General features: G+C 40.1%; 16 protein-coding genes. 11 read left to right on the top strand and 5 right to left on the bottom strand.

Going from position 1 to position 22,120, the window contains the following annotated elements:
* The first annotated feature begins 128 nt into the window (after positions 1-128).
* The gene (locus QWZ08_RS11315; RefSeq protein ID WP_290337520.1) at positions 129-1,520 is read left to right on the top strand and encodes a serine hydrolase domain-containing protein; all 1,392 of its coding nucleotides are present in this window, start codon (positions 129-131) and stop codon (positions 1,518-1,520) included.
* 122 nt (positions 1,521-1,642) lie between these two features.
* Positions 1,643-3,103 carry an alpha-L-fucosidase gene (locus QWZ08_RS11310; RefSeq protein WP_290337519.1) on the top strand — a complete coding sequence of 487 codons (1,461 nt, stop codon included), beginning with the start codon at positions 1,643-1,645 and terminating at the stop codon, positions 3,101-3,103.
* A gap of 43 nt (positions 3,104-3,146) precedes the next feature.
* Here the strand turns inward: QWZ08_RS11310 and QWZ08_RS11305 are convergent, their stop codons facing one another.
* Positions 3,147-4,553, bottom strand: coding sequence for an APC family permease (locus QWZ08_RS11305; protein ID WP_290337518.1), 1,407 nt, complete (start codon positions 4,551-4,553; stop codon positions 3,147-3,149).
* Between the two features lie 269 nt (positions 4,554-4,822).
* On the opposite strand from QWZ08_RS11305, the gene QWZ08_RS11300 reads away from it, so the two are divergent.
* Entirely contained in the window at positions 4,823-5,329 is a 507-nt protein-coding gene (locus QWZ08_RS11300; RefSeq protein ID WP_290337517.1) for an ester cyclase, read from the top strand.
* A 150-nt stretch (positions 5,330-5,479) separates the two neighbouring features.
* On the opposite strand, the gene QWZ08_RS11295 is transcribed toward QWZ08_RS11300, so the two are convergent.
* A complete protein-coding gene (locus QWZ08_RS11295) occupies positions 5,480-6,325 on the bottom strand; it encodes a lytic transglycosylase domain-containing protein (RefSeq protein WP_290337516.1) in 846 nt (281 codons plus the stop codon).
* A 682-nt stretch (positions 6,326-7,007) separates the two neighbouring features.
* Here QWZ08_RS11295 and QWZ08_RS11290 point away from each other — a divergent pair.
* The 3 genes from QWZ08_RS11290 (at position 7,008) to QWZ08_RS11280 (ending at position 11,231) form a co-directional block, all read left to right on the top strand.
* On the top strand, positions 7,008-8,051 hold the full coding sequence (locus QWZ08_RS11290; protein ID WP_290337515.1) for an NAD(P)-dependent alcohol dehydrogenase: 1,044 nt from the start codon (positions 7,008-7,010) through the stop codon (positions 8,049-8,051).
* A gap of 164 nt (positions 8,052-8,215) precedes the next feature.
* Positions 8,216-8,608: a DUF1398 domain-containing protein gene (locus QWZ08_RS11285; protein ID WP_290337514.1), complete on the top strand. Its 393-nt coding sequence runs from the start codon at positions 8,216-8,218 to the stop codon at positions 8,606-8,608.
* A 160-nt stretch (positions 8,609-8,768) separates the two neighbouring features.
* Complete coding sequence (locus QWZ08_RS11280) at positions 8,769-11,231, top strand: hypothetical protein (protein WP_290337513.1); 2,463 nt, start codon at positions 8,769-8,771, stop codon at positions 11,229-11,231.
* Positions 11,232-11,359: 128 nt separating this feature from the next.
* Here the strand turns inward: QWZ08_RS11280 and QWZ08_RS11275 are convergent, their stop codons facing one another.
* Positions 11,360-11,830: a hypothetical protein gene (locus tag QWZ08_RS11275; RefSeq protein WP_290337512.1), complete on the bottom strand. Its 471-nt coding sequence runs from the start codon at positions 11,828-11,830 to the stop codon at positions 11,360-11,362.
* Positions 11,831-12,001: 171 nt separating this feature from the next.
* On the opposite strand from QWZ08_RS11275, the gene QWZ08_RS11270 reads away from it, so the two are divergent.
* Together QWZ08_RS11270 and QWZ08_RS11265 are read left to right on the top strand one after the other, a co-directional pair.
* On the top strand, positions 12,002-12,160 hold the full coding sequence (locus tag QWZ08_RS11270) for a hypothetical protein (protein WP_290337511.1): 159 nt from the start codon (positions 12,002-12,004) through the stop codon (positions 12,158-12,160).
* A 382-nt stretch (positions 12,161-12,542) separates the two neighbouring features.
* A complete protein-coding gene (locus QWZ08_RS11265) occupies positions 12,543-15,659 on the top strand; it encodes an SIR2 family protein (protein WP_290337510.1) in 3,117 nt (1,038 codons plus the stop codon).
* 1,486 nt (positions 15,660-17,145) lie between these two features.
* On the opposite strand, the gene QWZ08_RS11260 is transcribed toward QWZ08_RS11265, so the two are convergent.
* The gene (locus QWZ08_RS11260; protein ID WP_290337509.1) at positions 17,146-17,391 is read right to left on the bottom strand and encodes a hypothetical protein; all 246 of its coding nucleotides are present in this window, start codon (positions 17,389-17,391) and stop codon (positions 17,146-17,148) included.
* Between QWZ08_RS11260 and QWZ08_RS11255 the strand changes: the two genes are divergently transcribed.
* The 3 genes from QWZ08_RS11255 (at position 17,390) to QWZ08_RS11245 (ending at position 20,894) form a co-directional block, all read left to right on the top strand.
* Positions 17,390-18,691 carry a hypothetical protein gene (locus QWZ08_RS11255; RefSeq protein WP_290337508.1) on the top strand — a complete coding sequence of 434 codons (1,302 nt, stop codon included), beginning with the start codon at positions 17,390-17,392 and terminating at the stop codon, positions 18,689-18,691. The genes QWZ08_RS11260 and QWZ08_RS11255 overlap by 2 nt on opposite strands.
* A gap of 477 nt (positions 18,692-19,168) precedes the next feature.
* Positions 19,169-19,720: a putative antibiotic biosynthesis monooxygenase gene (locus QWZ08_RS11250; RefSeq protein ID WP_290337507.1), complete on the top strand. Its 552-nt coding sequence runs from the start codon at positions 19,169-19,171 to the stop codon at positions 19,718-19,720.
* Positions 19,721-19,913: 193 nt separating this feature from the next.
* Positions 19,914-20,894 carry a phosphotransferase gene (locus QWZ08_RS11245; RefSeq protein ID WP_290337506.1) on the top strand — a complete coding sequence of 327 codons (981 nt, stop codon included), beginning with the start codon at positions 19,914-19,916 and terminating at the stop codon, positions 20,892-20,894.
* 351 nt (positions 20,895-21,245) lie between these two features.
* Here the strand turns inward: QWZ08_RS11245 and QWZ08_RS11240 are convergent, their stop codons facing one another.
* On the bottom strand, positions 21,246-22,097 hold the full coding sequence (locus tag QWZ08_RS11240) for a transglutaminase-like domain-containing protein (RefSeq protein WP_290337505.1): 852 nt from the start codon (positions 22,095-22,097) through the stop codon (positions 21,246-21,248).
* Positions 22,098-22,120: the final 23 nt, after the last annotated feature.

Raw genomic sequence — 22,120 nt, 5'->3', positions numbered from 1 at the left:
CACCAATAAAAATTCTCGGTTAAAATATTCATTCAGTCTGGCTGTAATAAGTTGCGCTGTGTACGCAATTTTTTGTAGTTTGTATTCAGTAGCTTCCCCAATACTTCATACAACATCAACTCAACTTTATGAAATGCTTATTTACACTGGTGATTTTGCCGTTCAGTTTATTTGCACAACAATCAAGCCTTGATAAATACATGCAGGGTCAGGCTGATCTGTATGGCTTTAATGGAAATGTATTGGTTGCAAAAAATGGTGTTATTCTTTATCAAAAATCCTTTGGTTATGCGGATTATAATACGCTTAGCAATCTCAACGAAAACAGCATTTTTGACTGTGGTTCTATTGCAAAAGAATTCACATCAATGGCAATACTGCTATTGAAGGATAAGGGCAAGATCAGCTATGCAGATACGCTTCGGAAATTCTTTCCGGAACTTCCTTATACGAATGTAACTATCGGGCAATTGCTTTCGCACAGTGCAGGCATACCCGATGGGTTTGAATTGGTAGCGAAATATTTTGATCATAATAAAATAGCGACAAATGATGATCTTGTAAAACTGCTGGCGCTCAAAAAACCAGCTGCTTTATTTAAACCTGGAGAGAACGTAATGTATTCAGGAACGGGCTTTAACCTGCTGGCCTCCATTGTCGAAAAAGTATCGGGACAATCCTTTAAAACATATTTGGATAAGCAGGTGTTTAAGCCGTTGGGAATGACGCATACCTCGGTTGCCAATGGCCCGCGTCCAAAGAAAGATTTCTTGGATTATAGTAATGGCTTTGTTTATTCTGCCGGTCTGAAAAAATATGTGCCGGCCAGCAGTGAGGACTCTGCGTGGACCACTTACTTTTCCGGCATTGCAGGCGAGGGAATGATTTTAACTACAACGGGAGATCTTTTAAAGTGGGACCGTGCACTTAAAAATCACAGCTTACTTACGGCGGCAACACAGCAGGAAATGCTTTCTCCCCATGCTCAAAAAGTATTTCCAAAAGTTACCTTTGGGTACGGGATGATCATGGGGCAAAGCAACTTTGGCAATTTAATTTTTCACAATGGTTACTTCCCGGGGTTTGTCAGCATGCACATGCGCTATACAAACGATGATGTCACGGTAATAGTTCTGTCCAACAATGAATCCAATGCGCCTTTTATAGCAAATGGTTTGGCTGGTATTACGCTTAATAAAGAAGTGCTGTTACCTTACCTGCATAAAGAAGTCTCACCACCACATGCGTCAGTTAATTATACCGGTAAGTACCAGATGCAGCTTACCAGGCCGCCATTTATGGCCATGTTCCCGGTAGAAATTATTAACAGGAACGACAGCCTGTTAATAATTTCCAAATTCGGAGCAGATGTTAATCTGAAGCCGGAGTCAGATAAAAAGTTCTTTTTTGACAATGGTACCGACCAACAAATAGAATTTGAAACGAAGAACGATGGAAGCATTTTGCATGCCTGGCATGTTGCGTGGGGCGTTAAAAAAGAACTTAAGAAGGTTGAATAAATTCTGTCCAATTTATTGCAGCGCAAATTTAGCTTGCCCATGATTGCGGGCACGGCAATTCAAATTATCAATACATTTACAGCAGGCAATTTCAATCAATCATTATCTATTTCATTTATTTTATGAAACTCACCCGCCAGCTATTTTTAGCCGTTTTTATTTTAGCAGCAAGCATGATCAGTGGTCAATGTGCGCAGGCTCAGCACCAGGAATATTATCCCGATCCAGATACGGCTATACAGCACCGCCTGGACGAATGGAAAGATTTAAAGTTTGGACTGCTGATGCATTGGGGGCCTTACAGCCAATGGGGTGTGGTGGAAAGCTGGAGCATTTGCCCGGAAGATTTAAGCTGGGCAACGGGAGGCAGAAAACCAGGCGTAGCGGACAATTACAACGACTATGTTAAGGCATATGAAAATTTGCAAACTACTTTTAATCCCATAAAATTTAACCCGGAAAAATGGGCTGCTGCTGCCAAAGATGCCGGAATGAAATACATGGTATTCACCACCAAACACCATGATGGTTTTTCGATGTTTGATACGAAGTACACCGATTATAAAATCACCGATCCTAAAACACCGTTTGCTGCCAACCCGAGAAGCAATGTTACCAAAGAAATATTTTCGGCTTTCAGGAAAGAGCATTTCTGGATCGGCGCCTATTTCTCCAAGCCTGACTGGCACAGCGACTTTTACTGGTGGAAAAAATTTCCGGCAGCGGATCGTAACCCGAATTATTCAATCAAAAAATATCCTGAACAATGGAAAAAGTTTACTGACTTTACGCACAACCAAATCAATGAACTGATGAGTGATTATGGCAAGGTGGATATTCTTTGGCTGGATGGCGGACAGGTGAGGAAAACATCAGATGAAGAAATTAAACGCTACCTCTCTGATACATCTGAAGGCTCCAGGTGGGCCCGCAATCCGCAGAGCCAGGATATTGATATGCCACGCCTGGTAAAGGAGGCAAGGGCCAAACAACCAAAGTTAATTGTGGTAGACAGGGCCGTACCCGGCGAACAACAAAACTATCTTACACCGGAACAGCACATACCGGAAAACGGCCTGCCTTATCCATGGGAAACCTGCATGACGATGGGCAACAGCTGGAGTTATGTGCCCAACGACACCTATAAAACTGCCAATGAAATCATTGAAAAGCTCGTAGATATTGTAAGCAAGGGTGGCAACTATTTATTAAATATCGGCCCCGGTCCGGATGGTGAGTTAGATCCCAATGCCTACCAGCGATTAAAAGAAATTGGTGCCTGGATGAAGGTAAACGGAGAAGCCATTTATGGCAGCCGCATCTTTTCCAGTTTTAATGAAGGAGAGTCTATCCGGTATACACAATCAAAGGATGGTAAAACGCAATACATCTTCTTTTTTAATTTCCCTGAAACAAAGCAGTTGCTTACTAAAATTCAGTTTTCTAAAAAAGTCAGGCTGCAACTGCTGGGAAGTAAATCCAGGTTGTCATGGAAGCAACAACAAAATGGAGTGGAGATTAGTTTACCTGCTTCGTTAAAGTCCGTCACAGATTATGTATGGGTTGTAAAAGTGAGTAACTGATCATGTAAGATATTTTTAGAGCTTAAAAAAGTGGCGTTTCGCTTTAGTCAATCGCACCTTCACTTTTCCTTTTTTGCTGAAACCACCAGTACAATGGAACACCAGTTAACATCAGCACCATCCCGATTACGGCTTCTCTCGGGCGGGCAATAATGGTATTGATAAAAAGGGCAGCGCAAAACAATATAACAATGGCCGGCACAACCGGGTAGCCCCATACTTTATAAGGCCGGTGGGCATTTGGCATCTTTTTTCTTAAGATAAAAACGCCGAGCGTAGTGGCGCCATAATAAATAAAAACAGCAAAAATAATCATGTCTGTCAGCTGGTCAAATGTACCGGAAAAAATCAACAGGATGGCCCATACGCATTGATATAATAAGGAGTTGCCGGGTACTTGCGCTTTATTCAGTTTGGCAACTGATTTAAAAAACACTCCTTCCCGGGCCATGGCAAAATAGGGGCGGCAACTTACCAAAATGGTTGCATTAGTACAGCCCAGCGTAGTAACACAAATCAGCAGGGAAATCAGCAGTACGCCGGTATTACCACCGAATACACGTACCGCTTCAACGGCTGCAATTTTATTGCCTGCATCATGAATTTGCTCCAGGTTTTGAACGGGAAGCAAGGATAGATACGCTGCGTTTACCAGCAGGTAAATCACAATCACAATTAAAACACCAATGGCAATGCCGACCGGCAGGTTACGGTTTACATTTTTTATTTCGCCCCCTACAAATCCCGTGGAAGCCCAGCCTTGGTACGCCCAGAATGCTGCCAGCATAGCCGTAAATACGGCGCTGAAAGTTACCGTAGAACCATCGGTCGTTTTTAAATCAAACACACTGCTGATGCTGGAGTGCGGACTGGCAAAACCAAAGACGATTATCAGGAGTATACCCGCCAGTATCAGGATCATTAAGGCTGTGCTAAATCCGGCACCGGCCTTAATGCCGGCGCTGTTGATCCAGGTTAATAAAACAATCAGCACAATGGCGGTCAGCTTTACATTCAAATCTGTAAACGGATGAAACACGCCACCAATGCTAATACTAGCCCATTTCGGCAATACATCCGGCAACGCAATAATACTGTTTAATGATTCTGCGAACACATAGGCCAGCGAAGAGATCGCCGCCGTTTGAATGATGGTAAACAAAGACCAGCCAAAAAGGAAGGCGAAAAACTTGTTGTAGATTTTTTTATAGTACACATATTCGCCGCCGGTGCCGGCCAGTAAACCTGCCACTTCCGCATTGCTCAATGCACCCATTAAACTGATGATGCCACCTAGTACCCAGCAAATAAGCACCCAGCCCGGTGAATGTAATTCAGCCGCCATGGGAGCCACTTTTTTATATACACCTGAACCTATTATATTCCCCGCTACCAGTACAATAACAAAGGGTAATCCAAGCGAGCGCTTTAACTGGTCAGGTGATTGCATGCAGTATGATTTTAGTTAACGGAAGATAACAATATTGCACGTGATTTTTTTACAACAACCTCATTTCTTTTATAGCACCAGAAGCAGTGATATGATCTTTTGGCAAACCGTTTTGCAATAGGTGCTCCCCTCAACACCCGATGCAGCTACCGCAACAGCTTACACATTTATTCGCAATTTTCTAATTAGCTTCAGCATGGTGTTCAACCGATTCCGGCAAAATATTTTATTGCTCAAACCAACATTAGATGTGACAACGATTTCACCCATTGCAATTGTTCTTACCACCAATCATCCTTGCTACATTTTTTTCCTGCAGTTATACTACCGGCGACACGCAAAAAGCAACCTTCGCTGATTCAGTAGCAGCGAATATAAAAATGTACACGCACGTTTGGGACGAGATTATCAATAAAAGGAAGCTGGATCAATTCAACGACTCCAATTTTGCCAAGGGTGTGGTCATGCACGCCAGCCTGGCTGATGTTATTGGTATTCACAGTGCACGTGCTTATTACAATAACTATTTAACGGGATTCTCAGATATTACATTTACCATTAAAAACGTATTTGGAATGGGCAACAAACTGGTAAAGCACTGGGACTTCCGGGTAACACATACCGGCTTGTTCTTCGGCATTCCGGCAACACGTAAAAAAGTTGATATAGATGGCGTAACCCTTGTTTGCATGGCTGGTGGAAAGATTGCAGAAAAAAGAGACTTTCTTGATAACTTAGCATTTATGCAACAACTGGGATTGATTCCGCGGCAATAGAATTGGGTGGAATTATAATTTTACGGCAGACTTATTTCAACAGATATCCATATACATTTTGCATTCAGCAGTTAATGAATTGAACAAAATAAAAAAAGAGCAATTGCATCAACGCAATTGCTCTTTCAAATTATTATATCGGAGCTAATTTTATTTTTTCAACTCTGCTATCAATTCAACTGCTGGTTTGTCGGTTGTAACACGATCCGCAGGCTGGTCAACTGTTGCGGGAGATGGAGCTGTAGTTGTTTTAACCGCTACATCATTCAACGAAGCCAGGTACTTATTTCGTTCTTTTTTTGTTAATGTTACCTCACTTCCATTTTGTTCGTAATAAAAATGCGTAGCTATAAAATGTTTTACATGGGCGCTTGTTTCAGCTGGCAAAAAACGTTGCATTTTCCAAAACTCACGGCTGCCGGATTGCTTGATTGCCTTGTGTACCTTTCCTGCACCGCAGTTGTATGCCGCCACTACCAATAACCAGTCATCAAATTGTTTGTATAACTCATTAAAGTAGCCAGTTACCGCTACAGAACTTTTATATACGTCCCTTCGCTGGTCTGTTTTGCCATTCACCTTTAAACCAAATGTCCGTGCAGTTTCAGGCATCAGTTGCCAGATGCCCGCAGCACCGGCGTTGGAAGTAGCACTGTTTTTTAGTTCAGATTCTACGATTGCAAGGTATAATAAACCAGCAGGCAGGCCGCTTTTAAGCAAGACCTTGCGAATGGTTTTAAAATTGGCAGGGTTCTGCTTCTTAACGATGTCGAGCATCTCCGCATTTTCATCAAGATACTGATCAACAGATTTTCGTACCGCAGGTTGCAAAGGAATAGCTGCAAGCTGATTGTTTACGGTCGTTTTAATTGTTACAGAATCGTGCGGCAAATAAGCTAACAGCAATTCGGTTTGCGGTTGAGTATGGGCCTGGAATAACAAAAGCACCAGCATACTCAGCAGACCAATTTCTCTGCGTATTGTCGTTGTCTTCATTGTACTGTTTTTAGTAAAGAAATACTCATAGGAAACCGGGTTTCTCTTTAAACAGTTTTTCGGTAAAGTGTTGGAGGATATTAAATATTGGTGTTCGGGTTAATCAGTGCCATTATGAATATGGCAGTTTTGTAAGCATTTTTTGTACGGCTGATGCAAGGCAAAAATAGGGCTAGTTTGTTCGAAAACAGGCATAAATGGCTTGGTAAGGATTAAACTAATATATAAATACATTGCTTTCAGCTTATTAACTTTTCCACACCGAAAAATTGTCAGTAAAACGGCCAAATGATGTAAAATTTGGCTCTATTCTTTGTAATTTATTGTAAAACAATCAATTACTCTCAATAAGCCTCGGAAACCCGAAATGATATATAAATTTGTTTGTTTGTAAGTTTCAGGATTACCGTGACAGGACTGGAAAATTAAAGTCTTTTTTGACCTGCGGGTTCGTACTTCGTACAAAAGCTGCTGATTTAAGAATGCCGGGAAAACAGCTATCATAAACCGTTAGCTATTATATATAGATATAATTTTAAAATAGCATTATTGTGACATTTTTAATTGTTTTCAATAGATAATACTCCTGGCTCCACGCCTGCAGAATCCAATAAAAAACGCAACTATTTCACTTTACTTTTGTAATATGCGTTCACTTAAAACGAAACAAACTTTTTTATTTATGATTACAACAAAAGGATATGCAGCACAATCACCGGAAACAGAACTTGCGCCATGGAGTTTTGAGCGCCGCGATGTAGGTGAACATGATGTTCAGTTTGATATTATGTATTGCGGCGTTTGCCACAGCGACCTTCACCAGATAAAAAATGATTGGTTCCCCGGTATTTTTCCGATGGTTCCGGGGCATGAAATAGTGGGTAAGGTGGCAGCAGTGGGAGCCCATGTAAAAAAATACAAAGTGGGCGACCTGGTAGGGGTAGGTTGTCTTGTTGACAGCTGCCGTACCTGCGAAAATTGCCAGGAAGGCCTGGAGCAATACTGCTTAAATGGCAACTCACAAACCTACAATGGCCTTGAGCAGGATAAAAAAACACCTACTTATGGAGGCTATTCCAATACCATCGTGGTGCACGAAGATTTTGTACTAAGCATCAGCGATAAATTACACCTTGCCGCCGTAGCTCCTTTGTTATGTGCAGGCATTACTACGTACTCTCCCTTGAAATACTGGAAGGTAGGCAAGGGGCACAAACTAGCCGTAGCGGGGCTGGGCGGACTGGGACACATGGCCGTAAAATTTGGGGTGGCTTTTGGTGCTGAAGTAACGGTGTTGAGTACTTCACCAGAAAAAGAACAGGATGCAAAAAAATTGGGGGCGCATAAGTTTGTGGTAACAAAAGATGAGCAACAATTTAAGGCTGCAATGGGTAGTTTTGACTTTATCCTGGATACCGTTTCTGCCAAACACAATATCAATGATTATTTAGGGTTGCTAAAAACCAACGGGGTGATGATCTGCGTGGGTGCACCTTCCGAACCTTCCCCCATTTCGGCTTTCGCTATTATTGGCGGCAGAAAAAGCCTGGCAGGGTCGGGTATTGGTGGTTTGCCCGAAACACAGGAGATGCTTGATTATTGTGCCGAACACAACATCGTTTCCGACATAGAAATGATTGATATAAAAGATATCTCGTCAGCCTATGAACGTATGCTAAAAGGAGATGTGAAATATCGCTTTGTAATTGACATGGCAACCTTATAACATTCAAAAAAGCTGTTACTTATTGTGGCCGGCCCTTCGCCGGCCACAATAGTTTTGCGTTGGCCCGGTGCCATAGGAGCTTTCCTGATGCAAAGCTTTTGCAGGGCTGTTATTATCTGCTCTGCAATACTTGCTTAAATTTGTCCAAACAAAAAGAATAAAGAATGTTTGATTTGAAAGAAATTAAAGAGGCACATGCGAAAGTTAAAACTGGTGCAGATTTTCCAAAGTATATACAGGAGCTGATTAAGCTCGACGTTAAAAAATATAACACGTACGTCAGCAATGGTCGTACCGTATATTTTGGAGATGACAAGTACGAAATTAAATCTGAACGCAAATATGCTACACTAACCATCGCAAATATCAGCGATAAAGAAAGGTTCAGACATTTCTTAAAAAGCCACCAGCGAGGACAAACCGATTACCCAACCTTCTGCAATAACGCAGCAGCAACCGGCGTGGAAAAATGGACGGTTGATATGAGCCTGATGACTTGTACCTACTACGATAAATTAAACAGTAAAATGCTGGAAGAAAAAATTCCAACTCCCTGAGTTTTTATAAGCAGGTAGGGTTACGGGTTACTAACATTCCTGCCTTAAGGAGGATATATCCGGGGAATGCTGATTGATGGGAGCTTATTAAAGAATATATATTGGGTCAATCAAATCAGATGGCGTAAATATATAAATTCCCTTTATTTTTAGTATCCATATGGCCTGTTATAAACGCTACATCATTGTTATACCCCTGATTTTTTGCTCATTTATAAGCGACCATTATCCTGGTGATCTTCAATCTGCAGTACTTGACTATTACAACAAATATCCCGGCGAAAAAATTTACCTGCAAACAGATGGTACTGTTTATGCAACAGGCGAAGCCATTTGGTATAAAGTGTTTTGTACGGCATATGATATGCCTTCGGGCATTAGCAAGATTGCCTATGTACAACTTGTAAATGACAAAGGCCATATTGTGTTATTGAATAAATTGCCACTGCAGTTTAGCAATGGTAACGGCGATATCCAATTGCCGGATTCACTTGAAACCGGCAATTATACCTTACGGGCATTTACAGCATGGATGCTGAACTTTGAAGCGCCCCTTTTTGAAAAAACCATCTTCATAAAAAATAGCAACGATGCGGAGGAAGAAGTAAAATACAAGAATCAATCGCCGGAATATACCATCCACTTTTTTCCGGAAGGAGGTGACATTGTTGACAGTAATTTATGTCACATCGCTTTTAAAACAATAGACCAGTTTGGTATGCCTGCCGCTGTGTACGGAGAAATAAAAGACGATAATCAAAAAGTAGTTGCGTTGCTTAAAACATTTCATGATGGAATGGGAGAGTTTGATATAACAGCATTCCCTGGTTTGCATTACAGCGCTTACGTACATTTCCCCGACAGCAGCATGAAGCGTCTGGAATTGCCCGCATCCAGCAAAGAAGGCATTTCAATACATGTAAGTAACCAGGCAGATTCTTTTGATTTGTCTGTAAACTATAAAGGAAATGAGTTTGCCAATTATAAAAAACTTATGCTTGCTGTCTGCCAAAATAATGGCAGGGTGGCAACTTTTCCGTTAGAGATCCATCGCAGAAAGAACGTATTTACTATTTCGAAGACAGGTTTTGGTACCGGTATTCTTCGCCTTACAATTTTTGACAGCAGCGAAAAAAAGCCTTTGGTGGAAAGACTTTTTTTCAACAATAATAAAGATGCGCTAAGCGCAATATTACAAAAGGATAGTGTTGCTGCAAATGCAAAAAACAAATTATGCTATACTGTAAAACTTTTAGCCGCAGATGGAGGGCAGGTAAAAAAAGGCAGCTATGCTGTTGCCGTTACCGATGCAGACAAAGATGCGCAGGATGATTTGCAGGGAAATAGTTATTCCAACTTTTTTCTTAGTTCAGAACTTAAAGGGTATATCCACAATCCTGCTTACTATTTTAATAATACCAGCGACAGCACGTTAAAAGCACTTGACCTCATTATGCAAACAAATGGATGGAGGCGTTTTAAATGGCAACAGGTACTGAATCATGAGCCTGTTGCATTGCGTTATAAAGCAGAGCAGGATTTGTATGCAGCAGGAGAAATAACAAACTATTCAAAAATAAAAGATAAGGACCTTTTTGCTTTAAACATACTTGTTGAAACACCAGATTCATCAAGCTATGCAGGCTATGTAAGGCCGGACAGCAGCGGCAAATTTGTATTAGAGAATTACAATTTTTCCGGAAAGTCTTCTGTATATTTTAATTGGGCATCGTCAGATAAAAGTATTGACACTACAGGGATCAGGGTGAAATTTTACACGTCTTCAGTTGACAGTATTATACAGATTGCAACTTTAAACCGACCACTGCACAACCAGGAATTGCTTACTTCAAACGAATGGAAGAGCCGGACCAAAAAAGAACAAAATGAGCAGAGGCAACCTGTAAAACAAACAGCACGCAACTATAACCCGGTTGATACGATCTCAACAACCGATCTTATAAAAAAATATACCAGCGGATATTTTAAAACAAAAGATACTTACACTGTTGATATGATCAACGATTCTTTTCCAACCATTCCCGGGTTTTATAGTTTTTTAAAAAAATATATGCCGGCATTGGGTGTTGGTGGAAATGAAAAAAATCCCCGGTTCTTTTCCCGTTCGGTAAACACTGAAAAAACTCCTTCTGTCACCCCGGATGAACAGCAGGCGGGACCCTTTTTTTATATAAATGAAGTGCTTGTTTCTTACGAAGCTTTAAGAAAAATTCCGTTGGAAAGCATTGCCCTGGTTAGATACATCCCCCCGCCTTTTGCAATGGCCCCAAACAACGGGGGAAGTTTGGGTACAATTGCTGTGTATTTAAAAAAAGGTAAGGTTATTCCCTATAGAAGCTTCTCTATAAAGGGAAAAACAGCTGTTATGTATAATGGCTATTCCATCACCCGCGAATTTTATGAACCCAGCTACGGCAACACATCAACCAATATCAAAAACACCGCAAGAACGTTGTACTGGAACCCGGATATAGCTACTGATACCAATGGCAACTTACATTTTTCTTTCTCCAACTTTACCAATGCAAAAAATTTCAGGATAACAATAGAAGGAATAGATGACAAAGGAAAACTATTGCATTACGCTGCTGTCGTACAATAATCTAATGGTATCGTACATCAATTGTCCGGTTGCTGCTTCCGTGGTTGGTGTAAACGCTTCCATCCGGGGTTCGGTTGACCGCCCTGTAACAAAATGGACTGCCTTACAAATAAATAAAAACAGCTGTATTAATTAGGCGCAACATCAATGTCGCCTTTTAAGGGCCCGGTGCCATAAGCAACACGGTTACCATTCCTGTCGTGTATACAAAACCCCACTATATCAGGCGTGCCTTTATTTTCTCTTGAATTATTGGCTACCATTACCCAATACCTGCAACCACGTAAGGGTGCGGCGGCGGCTGCGTCCGATTTACATTGGCCGGTAAGGTAAATGGTAGGATTAAGTTTGCCGTACGAGTTGATTAACTCAATTGAAGAAGCAATAAAAACACCCTTTGCACCATCATTCATGTCCGTTTTAATTAACAGCGAACCGGCGGGATAATTATCTGCACCCGCAGGATCAAAATGAACATCTATCTCAATATGAAAAATGCCGGATGATGCCGCATCTTTCCGGCTGTCAATAAATACATCGCCTTTGCCTTTCGCCCTGGAAAATCCGGAAGCATGAAAGGCCGGAATTGTTGTGCTCATAAAAAAAGTTTTTTTGTGAATGATTTTTTTGAATTGCAGGCCTGGCCGGTTATCAAAAAATATGACCTAACGAAATTACCCTGCCTCCCAACCATTGTCAATACCCCAAAGTGATACTTTTATTGATGGTCAAAAGCAAACAAATCACTTCTGCTGACAAACAACAGCCCAATGCAGACAAACAAATGGCTGAACGAATGGCTTTTGCTGCAACGACCCATTATTGCCGAACCGGAGGTTTTAAATACAATATTGGCCGAACTTCTTTGCAATGTGCAGCTTCATTGGCGTCGCACACTTGTACTGAATACCGTTGAGGGGCTTTTATAATAGCGGTGGTACGTTTACCAAAATAAAAGGCACGTTTACGTAAAGTTTTATTTTGGTGTTTATTTTTAGTGTACATTGTTTGCCACTTACTTCTTATATCCCGGCAATCAATTTTTAACCCTAAACAACCTTTCCATGATAATAAATACTACTGTTCGTTTGTGGCCTGCACGCACTTTTTATGTGCATCAGCCACATAAAATCTGAATGGGCAAACCCGGACAATTTATAAAAACGTATTGTACTAACAACAATACAAAATGTATAACATTCATCCATCGATTTATAATTCGGATTTTTTGAATTGGTAAAATGTTATATCATCTATTTACGTGTTAGCGGCAAGTGTAAAAAACACGACCCATCAAACGACAATTTTTAAATGATAACAATCGACAAAGATACCTTTCTAAGAAGTTTCAAAGTTCTTTCAAATCAATCTTTTGATTTGTTCCTGGGGGCAGGTGCATCTATTTCTTCGGGCATTCATTCGGGAAGCGATTTGATTTGGCTTTTCAAACGGGAGTTGCTTAGTGTAAGTGGAAAAATAAACGGTAAAAAGTTTCAGGACTTAAAAGTTGAAGCAAATAAAAAGGTTATTCAAAGCTACTTTGAAGAGGAAGATGCAAAAGCCACAAATGCTTATTCTTACTATTTTGAAAAGTGCTATCCCGACCCTTTGGTAAGGCAAGAGTTCTTAACCAATTTAGTGAGAGACAAGAAACCATCCATTGGCTTTATGTGTCTTTCCGCATTGGTTGGTCAACAAAAACTAAACACCGTTTGGACAACCAATTTTGACGACCTGATTGAAAGAGCTATCAACAAATTGGATATAAGTTGTCAAGTGGTTTCACCTGAAAATGCCAAATCGGTTCAAAATTTCGGAAATGACATTCCCACCGTTGTTAAACTTCACGGAGATTTTCGATATGATGCTTTGCAAAACACAGACGAGGAATTGCAGAAATTGGAAGAAAACCTGCACCACTATTTTTTAGATGCAGCTACACAAAGAGGGTTATTGGTAGTGGGTTATTCGGGCAGTGATGAATCTGTTTTGCAAACACTTGAAACAGCATTGGAGAAACCGAATGCGTTTCCAAAAGGATTGATTTGGTGTATTCCAAAAGAAATAACTCCAAGCGAAAGACTATCAAAACTAATTTTCAGAGCCAATGAACAAAATCAGCGTTCGGGCTTTATGGTCATAGATAGCTTCGATTATTTTCTTCACGAACTCTATACCATATGTGAGTTGAAAAACGAGCAAATAGATTCTATCGCCAACGAACGATTTGAGCAAAGACGATTTTTTAGGCTTACACAAAATCAATCGAATACTACACCAATCCTGTTAAACGCTATAAAGGCAACTCATTTTCCGAAAACCATTTTTTCAACCAAAACTCAAATTAACGGAGAAGGTAAATGGAAAAAGTTAAGAGATGTATTACAAGGCTCAAATATAGTGGCGGCATTCAGCAAGGGCGAAACCCTTTCACTTTTTGGAAATGAAAACGAAATAAAAGGACTATTCAAAGATTATTTTACCGATGAAATGAAGCCGATTGATATTCCTGAGCATCTTTTTCACCAACCTGATTCATTCTACATTGGAATGTTGTATGAGCTAATTAAAAAATCTTTAGTGAATGATTTTGATTTAGCAATACACAGCAAAGGCAGACAATTCAGAAAGGTATTTTCAATCAATCATCCCTTAAGTCAAGAGGAAATCGAGAGCATCCCGAAATGGTTAAATCTTCACATTCCAAAAGGTATTCAGGTCTTTGAAGCATTTGAATATAAAGTAGAATTTGTAAACAAGGATTTATTTCTGCTGATTTGTCCGACAATCCATATTCAGACAACTACAGGAGAAGAACCAGACAAATTAACCGTTCAGAATGTTGCCAACATCATTACTTCAAACCGGTGGAATAAAAAATATGGCGAGAAAGTGAACTTTTGGTTTAACGAATTGAAACGAAGAAAACCAGATTTATCTTTCCGCTTGGGCGACTTTGAAATTAAACTATCAGCATACTATTCAACAGCAGCTAAAAAAATGGGCAATTTCTTTTGCTTCGACAGCTATGCAAAAGCGCAAGAGCCTCTTATTTACTTCCATCATCAGGATGACACCAAGCAATCTATTCACCCAATTAACGGCTTAAAAATATTAGGCCCTTTGGAAGAAAGTTTTGGAACCAATGGCGTTACTTCAAAAATTCAATTGGCTATTATTACTCCTGATACAGGATTTGAAAAAGTAAAAAAACATTTAGAATCATTACTAAATCCAGTAAGCCCGACAACCGAAAAAGAATATTTGAAAGAATATCCTGGTTTTGATGCAGTGTTTAAAAAGCATTTGGTAATTCCAACTTCCAGTCAAAACGAATTTGTAGTTGCAATAAACAGTCAGGAAATAAGGCAATATTCAGCCATTCAGTTTTATGAATTGATTAAGAGTAAGATTGACAAACTTGCTCTAAAGAATTCTGAAATTGATTGCGTGGTAATCTACATACCAAATGCTTGGAAAAATTTCAGAGAATTAAAAAATGAACAAACTTACTTTGACCTGCACGATTCACTTAAACTTTATGCCGTTAAGAAAGGATTGAGACTTCAGTTTATTGAAGATAAATCAATCACTTATGGAGACCAAGCAAAAGTAAAATGGTGGCTTTCATTGGGCATCTATGTAAAATCAAACGGTACACCTTGGAAAGTAAAAACTGATAACACAGAAACCGCCTTTGTTGGTTTGGGGTATGCAGTTCGGCAAAATGCAAAAAATAAAGTTGTTTTAGGAAGCAGTCAGATTTTTGATGGGAATGGAAACGGTCTACGGTTTTTACTTCAACCCATTGAAAAGCCAGTATTGATTGGCAAAAATCCATTTATGAGCAAGGACGATGCTTTTCGTTTGGTGACAAACATCCGAAACACATATCACAAAATAGACCCAGTAATTGGACTTAAAAAGTTGGTGCTTCACAAAACGACTCACTATACCAGAGATGAGATTAGCGGAATATGTAATGCACTTGAAGGAATTGATAATATCGAACTTCTACAAATCCAACAGTTCAGCAATTGGAGAGCAATAAAACTGAAAAAGAATCAAGCAACAGGCAAACATGAATTTGACGGCTTCCCAATTGACAGAGGAACAATCATACAATTAGACGAATTTAGTTTTTTACTATGGACACACGGTTTAGTTCAAAGCAACGAATTGTTAAAACCATATTATCAAGGAAAAAGAGGAATACCGACGCCATTACTGATAAAACGATTTAGAGGAACTGACCCTATTGAAACAGTAGCTAATGACATTTTAAAACTGACAAAAATGAATTGGAACGGAGCAGAACTATACAAAACAATGCCTGTAACTATAGACTTCTCAAAAAGACTTTCGGTAATGGGGAAACAATTAGAAGAACTTGGAAACAAAGCCTATGATTTTAGATACTTTATTTAGACAGGAAAGAACACCAGCTGCTAACATTGCATTGGCGCAAGTGGGGGCAGGACGTTGTAACTTCGGCTACAACTCAATATCAGATTTGGTTTGGGGCATGACTCTTTCTAAGAAACTTTTCGATAATTTTATAATCTCGTTCCAAATCATCATTACCACCGGGCAGACGTTTTTCAAAACCCCCCACTTGCGGCAATTCGGAACGTTGTAGGTAACCTTTTTTGACACACACTAACTATGCAAGTTTTTAAGACAGACAAGAAACTCTTTTGGACTAACGAGCTGAAGAGTTGGTTATGGACATTTGCTTTTGCGGCTTTGCTATATTTTATTTTAAAGTATTTTTCCTCAATGACCAATGAAAATATTATCGTTCAAGTCGTTGTTGTTTTACTTCTTAAACTTGCAGACACACTTTTTGTCCCGGCGGGGTTTTTGCCTCAAACTCGATAGTGTATAATACTTTACCGCAAAACCCCGACGCCGAAAAGACGTTAATTTTTCTTAATCCCAATCTAACTACAATACTAACTTCTTTATTGCTGCAAGCTCCAGCGTTGCGGTACAACTGACGATAGATTATATAAATCGAAATTAGAGAGCGGAAACCAGGCAGTAAAGCTGATATTAGGAGTTACTGATTATAGCATTTATATTTGAGCTGCCTGTAAGACTTAGCAACACTCTAATTATTGAACTAATGCTTAAAAAACTCTTTGCAAATTTATTCAGTAAAAATCGTGGCCTCATTGGTTCAATTGGAAATTTAATCGTTGCTCAGATAAATGATAAAGTTGGTCCAATAGATAGATCGATAACATATGAAGAGCCTCTTGATGAGTTTCTTAAGTTGAGGTACTATGGAGAAATAACGGGGGTGGTACCGCACAAGAAAAGACAGGAGAAATCGCATTTTGTGATCTGGAGATAGAACTTAATTCAAAAGAATTAAACGATGCTACCTTTACTGACATAATCCAAAAACTTGAAAATTTACAAGCTCCAAAAGGTTCAAAACTTATTATCAAAAGCATAGGTAAAAAAATTTCTTTTGGCAAAAAAGAAGGCCTGGGGCTATATATGCCTAACTGCAACTTTCCTAAAAAACCTTCTGATGGTTACGATATTAATTTTGTTTATTCAGAAATGTTGCGATTAATGAATATTGAACCAAATGTTGACAGGAGTTGGGGAGGAAAAGAAGAAACCGCTTTATACTTTTATGGGGAATCATTTGAAACAATGAACAATGCGATAGCTGAATTTATAAAGTCTTATCCATTATGTAAAAATGTAAGAATTGTTCAAATTGCATAACATGTTTTGTTGTGCTTTGACAACCTTCAACGTTGGCTCTTTACAGGCAAACAATTTTAAAATTAATTGCAGAAAAGATAAATCCCCGGCATTAATAAAACCCTTCCACAAATAAAAAGAGAGCCACCCATTACAGGCGACTCCTTCCATCTTCATGCCGGAAGAACGACTATTGTATAACCCTGCTGATGATATCGCTTACCGCTTCCTGCTGGTAGCTGCCCACAGCAGTAACCCTGAACCAGTATTTTTGAGCCGGCTGCAGGTTTTTAAACGTAACAGGGTGCGCTACCTGCCCAGCGAGAGTTGTTAATAAGCCACCCTTTTTTGAAAAATTTATTAACTTTAATATCGTCTTCCTGCCCCAATTAAAACAGTGCCGTGCTGCATTGAATGCTACCAAAACCTTTATCATGAAACAGCAATTTAACTGGACATTGGTTGTAGCGGCGTTCATATTTTTACCGGCTGTTGTTAACGTATATGCGCAAACCGGTACAAAAAATCAAGTGAGCATTGCTGTTGCGGGTATTGAATACGATGATGCCGGTTTCGCAAAACTGAAAGAGGGCATCCGGAACAATAAAAAAGTACAGGAGCTTAAGCAAAGTTTTTCGCAAAACACTGCCCGGCTTTCTCTTACCTACCCGGGGGATGCTACTGCGCTATGGGATGAACTGCCTGCAGATGTAAAAAAGCCATTTAAAATAACCACCATCGAAAGCAACCGCATTGAGTTGCAGTTAAAAAATGCAACGGGTACAAATGCGGCGGCAGGTACGGCTGCCACTGCTGCTTCCAACCCAATGGCCAATAAGGATGATTGTGCAAATTGTTACTGGAACATGTGTAAGTACGATGTTTTAAAAAGTTTTGGCGGAGCCGTTTATAAAGGCATTAATCTTGACAACGGCACTTTTTATTACAACTGTGATAACGGAATAGTTACCCAGAAAGTAATTATGGTAAACGGTTATGGCGTTACAACCGGTATTACTACGGACACTGTTTTGATAAGCAGCGGACCTGTAGGGACTAAATGGGGTGTAGTGAACGCGGATAATAAAAATGAATTACTGGGCTTGATGGCAGGCGCTGACCTGTCTATGAAAACTGTTGGGGGCTATACTTTAGTAGCAAAAAATATCAGTACAGATGCCGGGGGCAAAAGTTATAAAGATGTGATTGTAGTCAATTACAAGGGATACTCCAAAGACCCTTTTTTTGGATCCAATTTTTACTCTACCAATTTCTATTACGCAAAAGGAGTGGGGCTTGTAAGAACGGATACCTTAAATTTTGACAGCGACCCCGTTGCTGCCATCAATAAGGTAAATGACACTAAAACCGTTTACAGGGGAGGCTCAGTTGTAAAAGATGGGATGGATGAAACGCTGGTTGGGCTTTGGAAATACCATGATGCCAAAGCAAATACCGATGCGTACTATCATTTTCTTGCAGACGGAACTTTTGAATATTATGCAGGTACTGTTACAGAGGCAACTAAAAGCAAGGGCACCAACCATTGGAAAATAGAAGCAGGCGGTTATGATAAAAACGGTGTTGCTATCATTGACCTGACCTGGGCGGGTGGGGGATTTACCCAGCGTGAGGAACTTGAAAAAAAGAATGATGCTGCAACCGGTAAGCCGGCTTTTACTTTAAATACAACAATCCTGTTTATATCGGCAGATAATAAAGCACCCTGGAAATAACATTCGTTAACAGAGAATCTGCTTGTTTAAATACAAAAACGGATACTTGCTGTCTGACGTTCCGGACCTACCGCGGGGTAAGGCGTGCATAAACGGTCTGACTTTTGGTGCCGACCGTTTGTGCCTGAGGCCAATAAAATAGCCAACGTTACAAATTCAAGGTTTCGAAGTTGTTGATAAATTAGCCGTTAATTTTTTATTCATTCAGATACAGTTGGTACGCCTTTAAAATAGCCAACTGCCACGGAGGCAGTTGTTGATCTTATTAACCAAGCCGAAGCGAACACCAGCAAGCTGCATAAAGTTCATCCGCAACGTTGGGTGTTGCTGATGATTGATTTTGTGAATTAAAAGAGGAGCGTCTAAAACTGGCAGTATTTATGAAATTGGAAGGTTGCTGATTATAACGGAAATATTTGAGCAGAGCGCAATCATAAAGGGGCATTTTAACTAATTTTAGACATTAACAGTAAATCTATGATTGATAATGGAGCTTCAGTAGTTATTACACATCATATAAAAAAAGGTAAAGAGAACGAGTACGAGCAATGGCTCATTGAAATCAGTGAAATTTGTAAAAGTTCAACAGGGTTTGTTGACTGGCAAATCATCCGGCCGATTCATGATTTAACGTATGTATATACGGTTATTATTCGCTTCAATACAATTGCAAACCTCAAAAGCTGGATGGAATCTCCGGCACGAAAAGAACTGATTCAAAAGGCCAGCCTTCTTTTTGCAAAAGATGACAATTATATTATCAGGAGCGGTTTAGACTTTCTTTTTAATGCTTGCAATGAACAGCCCAAAGTACCTGTTCGCTGGAAACAATATCTCGTAACCTGGTCTGCCATTTACCCGTTATCCCTGCTTATTCCATTGGTTATTTTGCCCATTTTAAGGAGTTTTAATTTGCCCCAGCACCGTTATCTGGATGCCTTCTTTATTTCAGGCGCTATAGTTTTATTGATGGTGTATGTGATAATGCCTTATTACACAAAACTTATAAAAGCCTGGCTTTATAAATAGTTGGTGTTTTGCCTGGCTAGTTGCACCCAATTGCAGGATAGTCGCAAGTGCCCTGAAAAGGCCCTGCAGTAAAAGCTGTTGGCAGATGCGTTCGGTTATTGTTGCCGGATAGATGCTTACAGTTGAGTAAAGCATATTGACATAAAAAGCCTGTAAATATCAACGATCTTAGAACCACAAAGTAAAATAAATAATGGTCAATTTTTCAGTAATCAGCTCAATAATTTCTCCGGCAGATATTACAGATTTTGTTAAGCAAAACTATGCACGGGCACCAGCAGTTACTTGCAAACTTTTAAAGACAGGTATTAATCATACATACCGCGTTGACAGCGAAAAGGAAAGTTTTATTTTTAGAATTTATAGCTACAACTGGAGAACAGAGGAAGAAATAATTGAAGAATTGAAATTGCTGCAGCTGCTGCAGCAAAATAACATTCGGATTTCATATCCCATTGCAGACGATTCGGGAGCTTTCATTCAAACCATACAAGCACCTGAAGGAGCCCGTTTTGCTGTTTTGTTTTCGTTTGCCAAAGGACATAAAATATTAAATTTCAATAAAGAAACTCATTTTGAAGCAGGTAAGTTAATGGCTCAAATGCACCGTGTTACAAATGGGCTGGAACAGAGGCGCACCAACTACAATACGGAGACTTTACTACATAAGCCACTTAAAAAGATTGCAGCATTTCTTGCTGAAGAAACAACCGAGATGCAATTTCTGAGAATAACCCAATCACTGCTGAAACAGGAGTTATTCAATGCCAGCACCCGGTATATGAGAAAAGGCATTGTGCATTTAGATATTTGGTTTGATAACCTGAACATTTCAAACCATAACGAAATAACCCTGTTTGATTTTGACTTTTGCGGAAACGGCTGGCTTTGCCTGGATATAGCATACTACATTTTACAATTGCATAGCACCGAAAAAGATGAAAAACAACTCACCGAAAAGCTGGCGGCCTTTTACAAGGGGTATGAAGCGGTAGAAATGATCAGTGATGAAGAAAGAAGACTGATTCCGTATTTGGGGGTTTGCCTGTATTATTTCTACCTGGGTGTTCAGTGCAGCCGGTTTGATAACTGGTCCAACACATTTTTGAATGAAGTTTATTTAAAACGATTTGTTACTATATTGATAAAAGGGTATTGGGAAAAGATTAAATAATAAGGTTGTGAATGGTGAGGTGAAAGGGACGTTAACGAAGCTGATACCAGGAGTAGTCGTCATTAAGTGTGAACTCTGCATCGGTTAGTGTATTGACAAAGGAAATGTTATTTTCCTTGCCGATTGTTTCATTCATATACTGTTCCGCAATGCTTGTTTTGTTTTTGCTGAACCAGGCATCCATGGAATAAGAATCGTCGTTGCTGGTGTAACTGAAGCTTATGTTTTCTCCACCCTAATCTACGGTTCGGTAAAAGTTCAACAATGGTAAGCGGTACAAGAGAGTGACACAACGATGATCACCAAAGCTTCCCCTGTACACCCAATCATTTATATAAATTACCGATGGCTTTACTTATACGATAATCCCTTTTGATCTTCTGCATTGCTGATATAAAGCGGTTTAAATGCAGGGTCGTTGCACTCGCATTTGACAGTGATGGATTTGCAGAATACATTGCCGAAGATGCTGGCTACTGCTGCATCTGCGGCGTCCCTGCCGTTGGCGATTTTCACCAGCCCGTTAACGGGCACCAGTCTGGTTGGATCAAAGAAGATCCATTCACCACCGATATAAGCTTCGAAGCAGGCATGGAAATCGGGCGGGTTTAAATTGTAGGCATAGCCGGTAAAATAACGGGCGGGGATAGAAAGTGCCCTGCACAGGGCAATGCCCAGGTGCGCAAAGTCGCGGCAAACCCCCACACGTTGTGTAAGCGTATCGTAGGCGGAAGTACTGGAATTGGTTGCGCCACTGGTGTATTCTACGTTATTAAAGATCCACTCAGTAATAGCGGCCACCTTGCCATAGGCCGTATCAATATTGCCAAACTCTTTACCGGCCAGCTTCTGCAGCTTATCGCTCTGGCAATACCTGCTTGGAAAAAGGTAGGGCATAACCTCTGCATCCAGCTTGTTTACCGGTACGGTGTTTTGCAGCTTACGCTGGTGAATCATATCGTAGTCAATGTCTGCCGTTGCCTGGTAGCGGATGGTGAAATCCGTATTGGCTGCAGCCTTCAGCCGGATAAACCTTGACTCGCCTTCGGCAACTGTAATTTCTTCATGTTCGATAAACGGTTCAGTTACCAGGCTTTCTTCAACAATTACCTGGCTGCTGGAACGGGATGCCTGTATGCTAAAAATAAATGTGGTGGGTGAGTACACCTGGTAATGCAGTTCACTAAATACCTGGAATTTCATGCTGGTTGTTGTTTTATAATGAT

This window comes from Ferruginibacter paludis (assembly GCF_030409685.1).
GTDB classification, from domain to species: Bacteria; Bacteroidota; Bacteroidia; order Chitinophagales; family Chitinophagaceae; genus Ferruginibacter; species Ferruginibacter paludis.
This window is presented reverse-complemented; position numbering and strand designations above follow the sequence as displayed.

Excerpts from the sequence above, each read along its gene's own strand:
- QWZ08_RS11265 (WP_290337510.1), top strand. The coding sequence starts at position 12,543 with ATGATAACAATCGACAAAGATACCTTTCTAAGAAGTTTCAAAGTTCTT.
- QWZ08_RS11305 (WP_290337518.1), bottom strand. The coding sequence starts at position 4,553 with ATGCAATCACCTGACCAGTTAAAGCGCTCGCTTGGATTACCCTTTGTT.
- QWZ08_RS11315 (WP_290337520.1), top strand. The coding sequence starts at position 129 with ATGAAATGCTTATTTACACTGGTGATTTTGCCGTTCAGTTTATTTGCA.
- QWZ08_RS11250 (WP_290337507.1), top strand. The coding sequence starts at position 19,169 with ATGATTGATAATGGAGCTTCAGTAGTTATTACACATCATATAAAAAAA.
- QWZ08_RS11280 (WP_290337513.1), top strand. The coding sequence starts at position 8,769 with ATGGCCTGTTATAAACGCTACATCATTGTTATACCCCTGATTTTTTGC.
- QWZ08_RS11275 (WP_290337512.1), bottom strand. The coding sequence starts at position 11,830 with ATGAGCACAACAATTCCGGCCTTTCATGCTTCCGGATTTTCCAGGGCG.
- QWZ08_RS11310 (WP_290337519.1), top strand. The coding sequence starts at position 1,643 with ATGAAACTCACCCGCCAGCTATTTTTAGCCGTTTTTATTTTAGCAGCA.
- QWZ08_RS11260 (WP_290337509.1), bottom strand. The coding sequence starts at position 17,391 with ATGATAAAGGTTTTGGTAGCATTCAATGCAGCACGGCACTGTTTTAAT.
- QWZ08_RS11240 (WP_290337505.1), bottom strand. The coding sequence starts at position 22,097 with ATGAAATTCCAGGTATTTAGTGAACTGCATTACCAGGTGTACTCACCC.
- QWZ08_RS11285 (WP_290337514.1), top strand. The coding sequence starts at position 8,216 with ATGTTTGATTTGAAAGAAATTAAAGAGGCACATGCGAAAGTTAAAACT.
- QWZ08_RS11270 (WP_290337511.1), top strand. The coding sequence starts at position 12,002 with ATGCAGACAAACAAATGGCTGAACGAATGGCTTTTGCTGCAACGACCC.
- QWZ08_RS11255 (WP_290337508.1), top strand. The coding sequence starts at position 17,390 with ATGAAACAGCAATTTAACTGGACATTGGTTGTAGCGGCGTTCATATTT.
- QWZ08_RS11295 (WP_290337516.1), bottom strand. The coding sequence starts at position 6,325 with ATGAAGACAACGACAATACGCAGAGAAATTGGTCTGCTGAGTATGCTG.
- QWZ08_RS11245 (WP_290337506.1), top strand. The coding sequence starts at position 19,914 with ATGGTCAATTTTTCAGTAATCAGCTCAATAATTTCTCCGGCAGATATT.
- QWZ08_RS11290 (WP_290337515.1), top strand. The coding sequence starts at position 7,008 with ATGATTACAACAAAAGGATATGCAGCACAATCACCGGAAACAGAACTT.